Genomic DNA, 15,413 nt, shown 5'->3' with positions numbered 1-15,413 from the left:
ATATTTGGGAGCGATACTTATAATATTTATCATAGTATATCTTTGCGCTGCGGTATTGGGGCTTCGTTACTACACGCACATGCTTCAGTTATCGAGCTATCAGTTTCAGGGGTATTTTAGATTTTTAAAGACCACTGTTACTAAATACGGACTTCATGCAGGTGCGGCTGCGGCTATCTTCGGTGCGGGATTTTTTGAATATGCGGAAGCTCTGGAAGAGACCGATATGAACAAGATAGCGGGAGGATTGTTTGTTCTTGCTATCGTCTTTCTGGCGCTTATGGCGGTTATGTATATTCCCAAGAAGGCGAAGAAAAAGTTTGTAGTTACACAAAGGGTTCAGAGATTATTTATAACCTATGCCGTTCTGTTTGTGATCGTGGCACTTATAGCCGGTATCTGTGTGGCTTTCGGTGCTGATTGGAGCGCAGGTAAGCATGCGGTTGCTGCATTCTTTGTTGCGGCTTATATAGGTTGTCTGCCTCTTGTTGTTGCACTTTCAAATCTTATTAACAAGCCTATCGAGAACAGGATAAATCAGTGGTTTATCGACGATGCGAAAAGAATCCTTAAAGAGCATCAGGGACTTAGAATAATCGGGGTTACGGGAAGTTACGGTAAGACAAGCGTTAAATACTATCTGACAACACTTCTTTCAGAAAAATACAGAGTTTTGATGACTCCCGAGAGTTATAACACTCCGATGGGAATTGTCAGAACTATCAGAGAGAAGATGGTTCCCACACATGAGATATTTGTTTGCGAGATGGGAGCAAGACATCTTCATGATATAAAAGAGATAACGGATATTGTTCATCCGGATGATGGTATACTTACATCAATAGGTTATCAGCATCTTGAGACGTTCCATTCGCTTGAGAATATCGTCAGCACCAAGTATGAACTTCTTGATGCGGTTGACGAGAAGGAAAAGGCAGAGGGCGCAGCAAAGGGCAAGCACCTTAAGTTTGCAAACGGTGATAATGAAATCGTTATGGCAAACATGAAATATAAAGATGCCATAACTTACGGTGTTTCAGAAGGATGCGATTACAGAGTTTCCGATATTTCCGTTACGGGAGCGGGAACGACATTTAATGTGACTACACCCGAGGGCGAGACTTCTGAATTCAGTACGAAGCTCGTCGGAAGACATAACGTTGAAAATATTGCGGGTGCTATCGCAGTTGCGGCAAGCTTCGGAGTTCCGATGAACAAGCTTCGCATAGCGGTAAGAAGAATACAGCCCGTTCCACACAGACTTGAACTTGTAAGACACGGCGCTGTTTCAATACTTGATGATGCGTATAACTCCAATCCTAACGGAGCGAAAGTTGCGCTTGAGACACTTGCTCTTTTTGAGAACTCGGTAAAGATACTTGTTACACCCGGAATGGTAGAACTCGGGGCAAAAGAGGATGAGTACAACGAAGAGTTCGGAAGACAGGCTGCAGGCGTTTGCGACTACATCATACTTGTAGGTGAGAAGCAGACTCATGCGATCAAAAAGGGAGCACTTGGTGCAGGATTTGCAGAGGATAAGCTCTTTGTAAAGAGCAGCCTCACGGAAGCTACACAGCTTATGTACGAGCTTGAAGCGGGAAGAGAAAAAGTAATACTTCTTGAGAACGATCTTCCCGATAACTATACATGATCAAAAAAGAAATTATGAAAGAGGGATACTATGAAGCTTAAAGTTGCGGTTTTATTCGGCGGAAAAAGTACAGAGCATGAGATTTCAATTATCTCTGCGATTCAGGCAATAGGACATATCAATAAGGAAAAATACGATGTTGTGCCTGTTTATATCACAAAGAACAACGACTTCTATGTCGGAGAGGACATCGATAAGATTGAGGAGTACACTCACATTAACCAGCTCCTTGCTAAGAGCACACAGGTTGTATGGGTAAAAGAGAATGACAAGGTTAATCTTGTAAGATATCCTATGAAGAAATTCGGAAATAACGTTATGACTCAGGTTGACGTTGCATTCCCCATCGTTCACGGAACAAATGTGGAAGACGGAACACTTCAGGGATTCCTTGCAACACTCGGTCTTCCCGTTGTAGGATGTGATGTTCTTTCATCTGCTGTCGGAATGAACAAGTATGTAATGAAGACTGTTCTTAAGGACAATGATATTCCTGTTCTTGATTGCAAATGCTATACATGGAAAGACTATGAGGACGTTGACGCACTTGTAGCAAAAATCGAGGGAACATTTGAGTATCCCGTTATCATAAAGCCTCTTAACCTTGGTTCAAGTATCGGAATCAAGAAGGCATCTGACAGAGCATCTCTTCTTGAAGCTCTTGACCTTGGATTTGAGTTCTCCAAGAAGATTCTTGTTGAGCACGCTATTTCTAAGCTTAAAGAGATCAACTGCTCGGTTCTCGGCGATTATGAGTCAGCTGAGGCATCTGAGTGCGAAGAGCCTATCAACTCTGATGATATTCTTAGCTTTGAAGATAAGTATATCGGTGGTGGATCAAAGGGATCCGCTAAGGGCGCAAAATCAGGCGGAAGCAAGGGAATGGCTTCTCTTAAGAGAAAGATTCCTGCAGACATTTCTGATGAGATGCGTGACAAGATCAGAAAGATGGCTGTAGATGCGTTCATCGCGCTTGGATGTTCGGGAGTTTCAAGAATCGACTTCATGATCGATATGGAGACTAATAACGTATATTTCAATGAGATCAACACGATTCCGGGATCGCTTTCATTCTATCTTTGGGAGCCTCTTGGAATGAAATATGAGCATCTTTTGGACAACATGATCCAGCTTGCACTCAAGGCTGACAGAGAGAATCACAAGGTTGTTTATTCTTTCGAGACAAACGTACTTGAGGGTGTAAAGCTTGGCGGAGGTTCCAAGGGAAGCAAAGGCTGATAAGTAAAAATAAACCGCTGTAACATGGTAGCATGCTACAGCGGTTTTTCTCTAAGCAAATATTGATTTATAATAGATTACAGAGGAAGTTTTTCGTTTTTAATATAAGTTTCTTCGATGATATTTTTTACATAGCTGTCGATGTTTTTCTGATCTTCCTTATCAAGTTCACTGATGACAACGGGTTTACAATACTCGATAACAACGTGAGTAGGTTTGATAAAAGGAATGTGATTTTCGAAAATGTCACGCGAGTGGTTGATTACCATAGGGACAATGGGACATCCTGATTTCTGGGCAATCTTAAAGCTTCCTTTGTGGAAATCGAGCATGGGTGCGTCAGTGCTGTTTCTGGTTCCTTCGGGGAAGATACACATTGAAATGCCGCTCTTAACTTTTTCGATAGCTGCAAGAACCATCTCGAGACCTTTTCTGATATCAGATCTGTCGAGGAACAGACAATCGAGGAATACCATCCAGTAGCCAAGAATGGGAATCTTTTTGATGACATCTTTTGAAATATAACCCGTAGGTCTGGGAACTCTGGGATAAGTAACTACGATATCGAAGTAGCTTCTGTGATTTCCGACATACAAAACGGAACGATCCTTGGGAACATTTTCCTCGCCGATAACGGTAACTTTTATGCCGCATATCAGCATAACGGTGTTAAATGCAAATCCGACGATTTTTAATGAAGCTGTTTTGACAGCGTAAGGATTGGATTTCTTGATTATCAAAAGAACAAGCTGAATCGGGATACTCACGATCAGGAATATCACGATGAAAAGTATTGCAGCGATAAAACGTATCATAAAATGTAAAACCTCGTTTCTATTAAATAATTCTCTGATTCAAAACATATTTTACCATATAATTTAATGCCATTATTATTTATTTTGTCGTATAATGGGGCAGAGTAATATGCAAAACAAAAGCAGCCGGGGAGAAATGTAATGCTGATTATTAAGAATGGATACCTTATCGAGCCCGAATCAGGCTATGAAGGATATAAAGATATAATAATAGATGGTACAAAAATTGTGGATATTGTGGATAAAGATTGTGTAAAAGTGGAAAAACTTTTGCAGGATTCCGCAAACCAAGTGATAGATGCAGACGGAAAAATAGTAACGGCTGGACTTGTTGACGGACATGTTCACTTCAGGGACCCCGGATTTACTTATAAAGAAGATATCGAGACAGGAGCAAGAGCTTCGGCAAGAGGCGGATTCACATCGGTTGTTATGATGGGAAATACCAATCCGCATATGGATAATGTCGAGACAATAAAGTATGCTCTTGATAAGGGCAAAGAAACTGGAATCAACGTGTATACCTGCGCAAATGTGACCATGAACATGGAGGGAAAAGAGCAGGTTGATATGGAAAAGCTGCTTGACGCAGGAGCAGTTCTTTTCACAGATGACGGAAAACCCATAACCGATGAGAAGATAATGGAGGCTGTTTGTAAGAAAGCTGCGGCACTTGATAAAGTCGTTAGTCTCCACGAAGAAGATCCTAAGTTTATTACAGACAACGGAATCAATGCGGGCGCTGTTGCAGGGAAGCTTGGAATCACAGGCTCACCCAGAGAAGCAGAGATTTCCATGGTGAAAAGAGATATTGAGATAGCTGAGAGGACGGGCGCTAAGATAACCGTGCAGCATATAAGCGCAGCTGAGTCAGTCGATCTTATAAGACAGGCCAAAAAGAGAGGCGTGAAAGTATATGCCGAGGCAACTCCGCATCATTTCACACTTACAGAGGATGCGGTTTTAAAGCACGGAACTTTGGCAAAAATGAATCCTCCGCTCAGACTTGAGTCAGACAGACTTGCAATAATCGAGGGGCTTAAGGATGGCACGATAGAGATGATCGCAACCGATCACGCGCCTCATTCGAAGGAAGAGAAGGATAAGCCGATAAAAGAGGCTCCGAGTGGAATAACCGGAATAGAAACATCTCTTTTGCTGGGAATAAGAGAAATTGTCGACAAGGGATACATGACGCTTTCTGAGCTGTTAAAGCGCATGACAATCTGCCCTGCCAAGATCTACGGTCTGGATGCGGGAAGCGTGAAAGTCGGAGGAAAGGCAGACCTTGTGATATTTGACAATAAGACAGAGTGGGTGTTTGATAAGACATATTCAAAGGCCACAAATACACCGTTTTTGGGAGAAAAATTCCCTGCGCGTGTTTTATATACAATATGCTGTGGAAAAGTGGTATATGAAGCAGATTGATAAAGGAATGAAAGAATGAAGAAAAGATTTATTTTAGCACTTATGGTGTCCGTTTTTTTGACAGGATGTCGTACAGAAGCAAGTGCGATCAATGGAAGCAGAGCAGGTGAAGAGATAGCCGCAGATGCCGTTGATATTCTTGGCGCAGATGCGAGCTTAGCTTCGAATGGCGAAAATAGCGAATCCGTTGAAGACGGTACTTCCGAAGAAATTGATGAAGAGAAGTATGGATCGTACGAGCAGTTTATTGATGACATAAGGTATTGCGTTGAAAAAGGAGATCTCAAAGGGCTGGATGTTTCTTCAAATGTATATAATACATACAGGAGTGAGGCCGAAGATCTGCGATATGGCTATGTGATAAGAGATCTTGACGGTGATGGAATAAAGGAGCTTATCATCGGTGCTAATTCATGTATAAAAGACACCGACATACCGGGAAAAGACAGATATCATACGCTTATTTTTGATATCTTTACTTTACAGGAAAGTGTAATGGTACATGTATTGAAAAGCGAAGAAGACGAAACCTATTATTTTGGAACAGACGGAACAATCATCAAGGAAGACAGCAAGCCCAGTACAATGCCTTCAAAATCGGTATTGGAGGTTGCTACATTTTATAAGTTTATCAATGATGAGCTTGAAATTGTCGAGGGACTCCGTGATGAATATTTGGTGAATACAGAAAAAATCAGGTATTTTTATTCTGACGAAAGTCCTTATTGGGATACTACCAATGAGATTTCATATGATAAGTGGATGGAGATTGTCGATAAGCACGGCAATGAGTACGTGAAATTTACAGATTTTGTGGATCCGAAGAGGACAGGAAGAAAAGCCACCGTATACATTCGCGAAAGAGAAGAAGATTATCAGGATTCGAGGATGCAGTATAAGTGGAGAGATTATATTGTATTTTACAGTGACAAAACCGGAATACATAATTCGGGAAATGAAAGTGATTACTGGTTTGTATGGAACGATGAGAGAATACAATATGATAACGATCCTTCACAGGCAATCAAGTATTTCATTAAAGATGACGTGCTTAGGCTTGGGGATACAGAGTATACATTAGCGCAGTAATTTCGCGAGCGAAATACCTTTTTAGAAATATATAAATGAGGAGAGTTCTTAATGGCTAAAAAAATGAAAAAAGAAGCAAAGGTTCTAAGTCAGAAGCTTCTTGCGGACGGAATATATGATATGTGGCTTGAAACGCCCTTTGCAGGCGATGTTAAGCCCGGTCAGTTTGTTGGGGTATATCCTGTAAATAAATCTACATTACTTCCAAGACCTATCAGTATATGCGAAGTTGATGCAGAGAAATCGGCAATCCGACTTGTTTACAGAGTTGTCGGATCCGGAACGGCGGAGTTTGCGCTTTATCAGCCGGGTGATTATATAAATATCCTCGGACCTTTGGGAAACGGCTTTCCGCTTGAAGCTGCCAAGGGAAAAAAGGTAGTTGTAATGGGCGGAGGAATCGGCGTGCCACCGCTTCTTGAGACGGCAAAGAGACTTTCTTCCGAAGACGTCAGTGCAGTCATGGGATATAGAAACAGTGAGACATTTTTGTCTGATGAGTTTTCTAAGTATGCCAAGATGTACATCGCAACCGAAGACGGTAGTGTTGGAACAAAGGGAAATGTCATTGATGCAATGAAAGCAGAGAAAATAGAGTGCGACGTTATTTTTGCATGCGGTCCTATGCCTATGCTCAGAGCAATAAAAGCATATGCATCCGAGGTTGGTGCAAAGGCATATCTTTCTCTTGAAGAAAGAATGGCATGCGGCGTAGGCGCTTGCCTTGGTTGTATCTGTAAGACAAAGGAAATTGATGACCATTCTCACGTTCATAATGCGAGAATTTGTACCGACGGCCCGGTTTTTGATGCTGACGATTTGGAGATGTGATATGAATACAACAGTTGAAATAGCAGGAGTTAAATTTAAAAATCCCGTAATGACAGCTTCGGGAACATTCGGTTCGGGAATGGAATACTCGGACTTTGTAGATCTTAATAAACTTGGCGCAGTAGTAACTAAAGGCGTTGCAAACGTGCCGTGGCCCGGAAACCCGGTTCCCAGAGTTGCTGAAGTGTACGGCGGTATGCTCAATGCAATTGGACTTCAGAACCCCGGAATAGATGTGTTTGTAGAACGTGATCTTGAGTTTTTGAAGAAATATGACACAAAGGTCATTGTAAATGTATGCGGAAAGTCCGTAGAGGATTACCTTGAAGTAGTAGAGAGACTTGGCGATGAGAAGCGCGTAGATATGCTTGAGATCAATGTTTCATGTCCCAACGTTAAGGAGGGAGCTATCGCTTTCGGCCAGAACAAAGATGCTCTTTTTGACATAACAGAGAAGATAAAAAAGGTTGCAAAGCAGCCCATTATCATGAAATTAAGTCCAAATGTCACAAGCATTTCCGAGATGGCTAAGGCGGCAGAAGCAGCCGGAGCGGATGCAATCTCACTTATAAATACGATCACGGGAATGAAGATTGATATTTATAAGAGAAAGTTCGCGCTTGCAAATAAGACCGGAGGAATGTCCGGCCCTGCAATCAAGCCTGTTGCCGTAAGAATGGTATATGAGGCATCTCATGCGGTTGATATCCCTGTTATAGGAATGGGCGGAATTGCCAATGCTGAGGATGCGATTGAGTTCATCATGGCAGGAGCCACAGCGGTTGCAGTCGGAGCAATGAACTTCCACGATCCTTATACTACGGAAAAAGTAGTGGATGGCATCGAAGAGTACATGAAGAAGTACGATGTTAAGGACATAGACGATATACGTAAGATTGTATAAATAGTTCTTTTATCTATATATAATCAATCCTTTAACGTTTTTTAATATTGTGATGATAGAATAAAAAACGAACAGACAAGGGGACGCAAGGAAGCGGTCTGTAAAGGAAAGATTATGATTATAAAGAAGATATTGGAAGAATTATTATATGCAATAGGTGCGTTGATCGCATTGGTTTTTCTTATTATTTTCATATGCACGGTCAGTCCGTGGGCGCATGATATGCTTAGCGGTGCGGCGACAAATGTTTCGGTAATGAGGATTCAGCGGATGGCGGAACTTGAAGAGAGCGCTGCAGCTCCTGTTACTGAGGCGGCAAGTACCGATGCATCGGAAGAACCAAGATCGGAAGCAAAAATATACGAAGAACATATGAATAACATGAAAAAAGGACTTCACTTAGATGAGTGATCATCTAAAGTGACAGTCCTTTTTTGTTACTAGCAACGTATTATTCGGTTGTTGTCTTGCCGGTTAATTCGTCAAAGCCTTTCATAACTGCGTCGAAGGTGTTTTTCGAAATCTCGGGAAGTTCTCCTCCCCAGGTTTTCTCTGCCTGAGCATAACCCTTCTCAAAAGCAGCTCTCATTTTTTCCAGCTTTTCAGGATCGTTTCCGGCCAGTGTGGTGGCAAAATCGAGGATTCTCTCGGATGTCTGCTTGACGCCCCAGTAGCCATCCTCGGCAATGTCAGCCTCTGCCTGTGCCTTAGTTGCTGCATCCACTGTGAAATCCCCTTTTGCAAGGAACTTCCACATTGAATCTTCATCGTTGTCAGAGTTGGCGATGCCGTAGGCTTTGGCCTGCTTGCCCATCATCTTCTGAACAATGTTCAAAAGTTGCTGCTGGCGCATTGCTACATCTGCCTGCATCTGCTTGATGATCTTGGTCCGGTCCGCTTCTTTGGAAGATACGTTTTTTGTATCACTTTCCTCAGATTTCTCGTACACGGCTGCAGCTTGGGTCTTTTCCTTTACTTCATCGTTTTTACTTTTCTCGTCTACAGACGGATTAACTGATGAAGCATAGGTGGTTGCGATGTTGTTAGTAACCTCGGTAATTCCGTTTACGCCCATATCGAACTCCTTTTCTGCGACAGGGTACTAAATACCGCGCTGAAACGAAACTATGGTTTACCTAATCCTCATATCGGTAATTATACAAAAAACTTTAGCGGAATATCGAAAATTTTTAAAAATTTTATTTTTTCCTTGAGTTTGATCCTTCGGAGTGAGAAGATGAAGAAAAATAATTTCGGAGTATATAATTATGAAGCTTGAGAGAAAAGCATATGCAAAGATAAATCTCGGACTTGATGTTACGGGAGTTCGTGAGGACGGATACCACATTGTTAAGATGATAATGCAGAATGTGGATCTGTACGATACGCTTACATTTGAAGATAATGACAGCGGTGAGATTGTTTTGACTGCGTCTACCGATAAGATAGAGACTGACGAAAGGAACCTCATCTGCAAGGTTGCAAGACAGCTTAAGGACAAATTTAATGTGAAAAAAGGTGTTACTATGCACCTTGTTAAGAGAATCCCCGTGGCTGCCGGAATGGCAGGAGGAAGTACGGACGGTGCGGCAGCATATCTGGCTTTGAATGAGTTATGGGGACTTAACCTCAGTAAAAAAGAGCTTTGTGAGCTTGCTGTGTCTCTGGGTGCCGATATCCCGTATTGTATAGTCGGCGGAACAGCGCTTGCAGAGGGAATCGGTGAGGAGCTGACAACTATAAGCGACATGCCGGATTGTTATCTTGTTATCGCAAAGCCTGCAATAGATGTTTCAACAGGCTGGGTTTATAAAGAACTGGACAGCAGGGAAGTGATAACACATCCTGATATAGACGGAATCAAGGCTGCAATAGAAGCAGGTGACCTTAAGAAGATGTGTTCTCTTATAGGAAATGTTCTTGAAGATGTCACTGCATCCAAGTACAAAGAGGTAGGGCAGATTGAAGAGATACTCAGAAATGAGGGCGCTGTAGGTGCATTCATGACAGGAAGCGGCCCCACAGTATTTGGCGTATTCGACAAAAAAGAAGCGGCAGAAGCAGGGTATAAGGCAGTTGTTGAAAGTAAGCTTGCGCCGGAAGCTTTTTTGTCCGCACCAATTAATCCCGGTAAAGAGGACTGAGACGGCAATATGAAGAAAAAAGTTGATATAAATGTGGCAGGTATCCACATAAGAGACGGAAACGAAGAAGAACGCATTGATACAAGTTCAAGCGGAATCTACCAGGCATTTGCAGACGGCTCTGTATGCATAGAGTATGATGAAGTGCAGGATATGAGTGGCCAGAGGATAAAGGTAGCCAACAAAGTTACTGTACCTGCGGATTTAAAGAGTGTTGAGGTCGTGCGCACAGGCGCTATGAATTCAAAGATGGTATTTGGCGCCGAAGAATATGTCATGGATTACAAGACACCGTACGGATCGATGCAGATGGAAGTTATCACCAAGAGCCTTGATTTTAAGAATGAAGAAAACGGTGTGATCGGTGAAATTTCTGCGGAATACATAATTAAATCCGGAGATGAGGTTTTATCCGACTCCAAAATGATAATAGAAATAAAAGCAAGATAAGGCAAAAAAAGAGCTCTCACATCGCGTGATATATTATCACCGCATGCGAGAGCTTTATAATTTGAGCAAATATTATTTAACCATCTTAGCGCCGGCTTTTTCCTGAGCCTTAGCAACAAGGTTCTTAAAGAAGCCTTTCTTTTTCTCAGGAGTAACAGTCTTACCACGAAGGCCTTTAACTTCTGTTACGTAGATACCGCTGACTGAAGCCTTAACTTCCTTCTTAACGGGAACTGAATCGAAAATCTTTTCATCACAGATAAGGCTCATAACCCTGTTTCCGACTCTTACCTTAAGGATTGGAAGCTTGGATCTGCGAAGAAGCTTGGGAGTCTGGTCGATAACGGCCTGCGGAAGACCTGCTTCGTTGATCTTCATTCTCTTTTTGTCAATGATAAGCATGGACATGCTCTGCTTCATGGAATCGAGCTGAACCTGCTGTTCTTCCTGCTTCTTCTGGGCTTTTCTGCCGATTATCATAAGTGCAATGATTATTGCGACTAAAATTACTGCTATTACGATAAATACAATTAAACCGGTACTCAATCTATTATCCTCCGAAAATCAATATACTATATCATAGCAAAAAGTATTGTAGCATTCTTTAGGAAGATAGGCAAATAAAATACTTTAATCATTTTGGAAGGTGTGGTAGTATAAGAAATATTGTTTTGATATGAAATAGCAAGATATTCTATATTCTTGAATATATCAAATTATTTTAAAGGAGAAAGCATTATGAAAAAGAATCTTTCTGTATTGTTGGTCGTGGCAATGGCAGTAACTTCACTTACAGCATGTGGCTCAAAGTCTAAAGAGGCTGCAAGCGATGCGGCAGCTGAGAGCTCATCTACAGAAGCAGCTGCAACAGCAGGCTCAAACGACATTGCATCTTTGCAGAATTTGGACAAACTTGAAGTGAAGACTCTTGATGATATAAATCCTTTGGATTACATCACATTGGGCGAGTATAAAGGGCTGACTGTTGAGGTTGCTCCCGCATCTGTAACAGATGAGGATGTTGACGGATATATCAATAATCTTATTGAGTCCAATCCTGCCAAGACAGAGATTACAGACAGACCTATACAGAAGGGTGATATTGCAAATATAGATTACGAAGGAAAATACGCTGACACAGGAGTTGCTTTTGATGGTGGAACAGCGCAGGGATTCGATCTTGATATCGGATCCGGTATGTTTATTCCCGGATTCGAAGACGGACTTGTTGGTGTAAAACTTGGAGATACAGTAGATCTTGACCTTACATTCCCTGAAGAATACGGTTCAAAGGATCTTGCAGGTAAGAAGGTTGTATTTACAGTTAAAGTTAACAAGATAAGTGAAAAGTCAAAAGAGCCTACAGATGAGTGGGCAGCCGGTCTTGGAATGGAAGGTGTTACAAATCTTGAGCAGCTTAAGGAAACATCTAAGCAGCAGCTTACAGAAGAAGCAGAGGCAACACACAAAGCTGATGTTGAGTCTGCGGTTATTGAGAAAGTCATTGAAATCTCAGAGTTTAAGGATTTCCCTCAGGAACTTCTCAATTATTACCTTGTTCAGGAGAATGAGCAGCTTGAGAATTATGCTCAGATGTACACTGCATATGGACAGCCTACAACTGCAAGCGATATTGTTCGCATTATGATGGAGAATACCGCTTCCGATCAGACAGATGCCGATGCATTTTTGAAGAACATGGTAAATGAGGTAGCTCAGCAGTTTATAACATTCGCAGCAATTGCTAAGAATGAAAATATTGCAATTTCTGATGAGGATGTTGAGAATTATCTTAAGGAAGCTTTTGATGCAGGAACTACAGGATACAGCTCACTTGATGAACTTAAGGGTGATGTTGATCCCAAGACTATTAAGGAAGGCCTTATGGCAGATAAGGTTGTAGCATTCCTTGTTGATAATGCAAATGTGGTTGAGCCTGCTAATTGATAGAGCGTTTTATTTGTTGGGAAATATTTTTAATTGGAGGATGTCATGGAACTTACAGATATAAAAGCATTATTTACAGAACAAGAAAAATATGTCGGACAGAAAGTGACAGTCGGAGGATGGATTAGAAGTATCCGTGATTCTAAGGCTATCGGATTTATAGTTTTGAATGACGGTACATACTTTAAACCACTTCAGATCGTATATTCTGATGCACTTTCAAACTTTGCACAGATCAGTAAGCTCAACGTAGGTGCTGCGGTTATCGCAACAGGAACAATCGTTGCAACACCCGGCGCAAAGCAGCCTTTCGAGATGCAGGCTGAGGAAGTTGAGATTGAGGGAACATCTACTTCAGATTATCCTCTTCAGAAGAAGAGACACACTCTTGAGTTCCTCAGAACAATTCCTCATCTTCGTGCAAGAACAAATACTTTTGAGGCAGTATTCAAGGTTCGTTCAGTTGCTGCATATGCTATTCATTCTTTCTTCCAGGAGAGAAATTTCGTATATGTTCACACTCCTCTTATTACAGGAAGTGACTGTGAAGGTGCCGGAGAGATGTTCCAGGTAACAACCCTCGATCTTAACAACGTTCCCAAGACTGAGGACGGAGCTGTTGATTTCTCAAAGGATTTCTTCGGAAAGCCTGTTAACCTTACTGTTAGCGGACAGCTCAATGTTGAGACTTATGCTTTTGCATTTAAGAACGTATATACATTCGGACCTACGTTCCGTGCCGAGAACTCCAATACAACAAGACATGCCGCTGAGTTCTGGATGATCGAGCCTGAGATGTGTTTTGCAGATCTTAAGGATGATTGTGACACAGCAGAAGCTATGCTTAAGTACGTTATCAACTATGTTCTTGAGCATTGCCCTGAAGAGATGGCATTCTTTAACGAGTTCATTGACAAAGGACTTATCGACAGACTTAACAACGTTGTAGGTAATGAGTTTGGTCGTATCACTTATACAGAAGCTATCGATATTCTTACAAAGAACAATGATAAGTTTGATTACAAGGTATCATGGGGATGCGATCTTCAGACAGAGCATGAGAGATATCTCACTGAAGAAGTATTCAAGAAGCCTGTTTTCGTAACAGATTATCCTAAGGATATCAAGGCGTTCTACATGAAGCTTAATCCCGATGGAAAGACTGTTGCAGCAGCAGATTGTCTTGTTCCCGGAATCGGAGAGATCATTGGCGGAAGCCAGAGAGAAGACGACCTTGAGATTCTCGAAAAGCGTATGGATGAGCTTGGAATGAAGAAGGATGATTACCAGTTCTATCTTGACCTTAGAAAGTACGGAAGTGTAAGACACGCCGGATTTGGTCTCGGATTTGAGCGTTGCGTAATGTACCTTACAGGAATGGGAAATATAAGAGACGTTGAGTCATTCCCGAGAACAGTCGGAAATTGCGATCTTTGATGTGAAGAAACAAGGAATTTCTTGATATCACGTGTTATAATTATATAGAGATACTGAATAATGAGGGACAAGGAGGATGAAATGAAAAAAGGTAAATTTTTTTCTGCTATAGCTCTTTCCTTAGTCCTTAGTATGCTGGTGGTGGACCCTGTCTGGGCTACCACCAGTACTGATTTACAGCAAAAACAGAACAAGCTGGAACAGGAAGAACAGGCATTAAAGAATCAGAAAAAAGAGCTTGAGAAGAAAAAGAACGAGAGTCAGAAAAATCTCAATAACGCAAACGGCAAGGTAAATTCGATTGCCGCAGATCAGGGAAAGACAAAAGCAGCCATGGATGAAACTTCAAGTGCAATTGTTTCCATGATGGCTGATATAGATCTTATAAAAGAAGAAATTGAGAAAACCGAAGAGCAGATAAAAATAAAAACAGCTGAGTATGAGGAAGCGAAGCAAAAAGAAGATACCTTGTATGAAGCAATGGTGCAGAGAATAAAGTATTTGTATGAGCAGGGAGAATCATCTTATATACAGATTCTTTTGACCGCCGCAGATTACTCGGATGCACTTAATAAAGCTCAGTACATTGAGCAGATTTATGAATATGACAGAGAGAAGCTTAAGGAATATGTTGAAGTAAAGACGGCTGCTGATAAAGCCAAGACACAGCTCGAAGAGGAGAAGGGACAGCTTGAAACTTCGAAATTTGAGATGGAAGAAGAGCAGCAGCAGATGGAAGAAGTCCTTAAGGAGTACAAGGCTAAATATTCGGATTACGAGGTAAAGCTTGCTAAGGCAAAACAGGATGCTGCGATATATACGGCGCAGATTAAGAGCCAGCAGTCTGATATGGCTGCACTTCAGAAGCAGATAGCATCCAAGCAGAATGAGGTTAATGAGACCAAGAAAGCTGCGCAGGCTGCCCGTGAGGCGGAAGAAGCTGAGAGGAAGCGTAAGAGCGAGGAAGCTCAGAGAGCAAGCGCAGATAACGGCGGTGGCTCGGGAGATTCTACTTCTTCAGGCGGTTCAAAGAACTCATCACCTCCACCGGCACCTTCGGGAGGCGGATCCGGCTCTAATATTGCGAGCTATGCTTGCCAGTTCGTCGGTAATCCATATGTGTCCGGCGGAACAAGTCTTACAAACGGCGCGGATTGTTCGGGATTTGTATATTCTGTTTACAAGGCGTTTGGAATATCGGTTCCCAGAACATCATGGGAGCAGGGAAATTACGGAACGGAAGTTTCATATTCCGATGCACAGCCGGGAGATGTTATCTACTACGGCGGGCATGTGGGAATATATATTGGCGGCGGACAGATTGTTCACGCAAGTACACAGAAGACCGGAATCAAATACAGTTCAGCAATGTACAGACCGATCATCTGTGTCAGAAGATTTGTGTGATGTGCCAGTTGTTAGCCTTTATGCCATAGTGTATAATCGTGCATAATTATTGTTGTAAATTTTTT

Annotated in this window: 15 protein-coding genes; 12 read left to right on the top strand and 3 right to left on the bottom strand. The window is 41.9% G+C overall.

Annotated features, from left to right (window positions below):
* Positions 1-4 precede the first annotated feature (4 nt).
* Positions 5-1,654: a Mur ligase family protein gene (locus BM398_RS04645; protein ID WP_242949760.1), complete on the top strand. Its 1,650-nt coding sequence runs from the start codon at positions 5-7 to the stop codon at positions 1,652-1,654.
* Positions 1,655-1,684: 30 nt separating this feature from the next.
* Positions 1,685-2,893 (top strand): D-alanine--D-alanine ligase family protein, encoded by a 1,209-nt coding sequence (locus BM398_RS04640; protein WP_092336638.1) that lies wholly within the window; start codon positions 1,685-1,687, stop codon positions 2,891-2,893.
* A gap of 77 nt (positions 2,894-2,970) precedes the next feature.
* On the opposite strand, the gene BM398_RS04635 is transcribed toward BM398_RS04640, so the two are convergent.
* Positions 2,971-3,708 (bottom strand): lysophospholipid acyltransferase family protein, encoded by a 738-nt coding sequence (locus BM398_RS04635; protein ID WP_092336637.1) that lies wholly within the window; start codon positions 3,706-3,708, stop codon positions 2,971-2,973.
* Positions 3,709-3,849: 141 nt separating this feature from the next.
* Between BM398_RS04635 and BM398_RS04630 the strand changes: the two genes are divergently transcribed.
* The 5 genes from BM398_RS04630 to BM398_RS04610 all read left to right on the top strand — a co-directional run bounded on the left by BM398_RS04630 (position 3,850) and on the right by BM398_RS04610 (position 8,374).
* Entirely contained in the window at positions 3,850-5,139 is a 1,290-nt protein-coding gene (locus tag BM398_RS04630) for a dihydroorotase (protein WP_092336636.1), read from the top strand.
* A 15-nt stretch (positions 5,140-5,154) separates the two neighbouring features.
* Positions 5,155-6,228, top strand: coding sequence for a hypothetical protein (locus BM398_RS04625; protein ID WP_092336635.1), 1,074 nt, complete (start codon positions 5,155-5,157; stop codon positions 6,226-6,228).
* A 51-nt stretch (positions 6,229-6,279) separates the two neighbouring features.
* Positions 6,280-7,059 carry a dihydroorotate dehydrogenase electron transfer subunit gene (locus tag BM398_RS04620; RefSeq protein WP_092336634.1) on the top strand — a complete coding sequence of 260 codons (780 nt, stop codon included), beginning with the start codon at positions 6,280-6,282 and terminating at the stop codon, positions 7,057-7,059.
* A 1-nt stretch (position 7,060) separates the two neighbouring features.
* A complete protein-coding gene (locus tag BM398_RS04615) occupies positions 7,061-7,963 on the top strand; it encodes a dihydroorotate dehydrogenase (protein ID WP_092336633.1) in 903 nt (300 codons plus the stop codon).
* A gap of 114 nt (positions 7,964-8,077) precedes the next feature.
* Positions 8,078-8,374, top strand: coding sequence for a hypothetical protein (locus BM398_RS04610; protein ID WP_092336632.1), 297 nt, complete (start codon positions 8,078-8,080; stop codon positions 8,372-8,374).
* Positions 8,375-8,414: 40 nt separating this feature from the next.
* Here the strand turns inward: BM398_RS04610 and BM398_RS04605 are convergent, their stop codons facing one another.
* A complete protein-coding gene (locus BM398_RS04605; RefSeq protein ID WP_092336631.1) occupies positions 8,415-9,038 on the bottom strand; it encodes a hypothetical protein in 624 nt (207 codons plus the stop codon).
* Between the two features lie 193 nt (positions 9,039-9,231).
* On the opposite strand from BM398_RS04605, the gene ispE reads away from it, so the two are divergent.
* Entirely contained in the window at positions 9,232-10,107 is an 876-nt protein-coding gene (gene ispE, locus BM398_RS04600) for a 4-(cytidine 5'-diphospho)-2-C-methyl-D-erythritol kinase (RefSeq protein ID WP_092336630.1), read from the top strand.
* Between the two features lie 9 nt (positions 10,108-10,116).
* Positions 10,117-10,557: a YwiB family protein gene (locus BM398_RS04595; RefSeq protein ID WP_092336629.1), complete on the top strand. Its 441-nt coding sequence runs from the start codon at positions 10,117-10,119 to the stop codon at positions 10,555-10,557.
* 72 nt (positions 10,558-10,629) lie between these two features.
* On the opposite strand, the gene BM398_RS04590 is transcribed toward BM398_RS04595, so the two are convergent.
* The gene (locus BM398_RS04590; protein WP_026656433.1) at positions 10,630-11,103 is read right to left on the bottom strand and encodes a hypothetical protein; all 474 of its coding nucleotides are present in this window, start codon (positions 11,101-11,103) and stop codon (positions 10,630-10,632) included.
* 192 nt (positions 11,104-11,295) lie between these two features.
* Here BM398_RS04590 and tig point away from each other — a divergent pair, with 192 nt between their 5' ends.
* The 3 genes from tig to BM398_RS04575 all read left to right on the top strand — a co-directional run bounded on the left by tig (position 11,296) and on the right by BM398_RS04575 (position 15,348).
* Positions 11,296-12,504, top strand: coding sequence for a trigger factor (gene tig, locus BM398_RS04585; protein ID WP_092336628.1), 1,209 nt, complete (start codon positions 11,296-11,298; stop codon positions 12,502-12,504).
* A gap of 45 nt (positions 12,505-12,549) precedes the next feature.
* Complete coding sequence (gene asnS / locus BM398_RS04580) at positions 12,550-13,941, top strand: asparagine--tRNA ligase (RefSeq protein ID WP_092336627.1); 1,392 nt, start codon at positions 12,550-12,552, stop codon at positions 13,939-13,941.
* 81 nt (positions 13,942-14,022) lie between these two features.
* The gene (locus BM398_RS04575) at positions 14,023-15,348 is read left to right on the top strand and encodes a C40 family peptidase (protein WP_092336626.1); all 1,326 of its coding nucleotides are present in this window, start codon (positions 14,023-14,025) and stop codon (positions 15,346-15,348) included.
* The last annotated feature ends 65 nt before the right edge of the window (positions 15,349-15,413 follow it).

The organism is Butyrivibrio sp. M55, assembly GCF_900116865.1.
Classification (GTDB): domain Bacteria; phylum Bacillota; class Clostridia; order Lachnospirales; family Lachnospiraceae; genus Butyrivibrio.
This window is presented reverse-complemented; position numbering and strand designations above follow the sequence as displayed.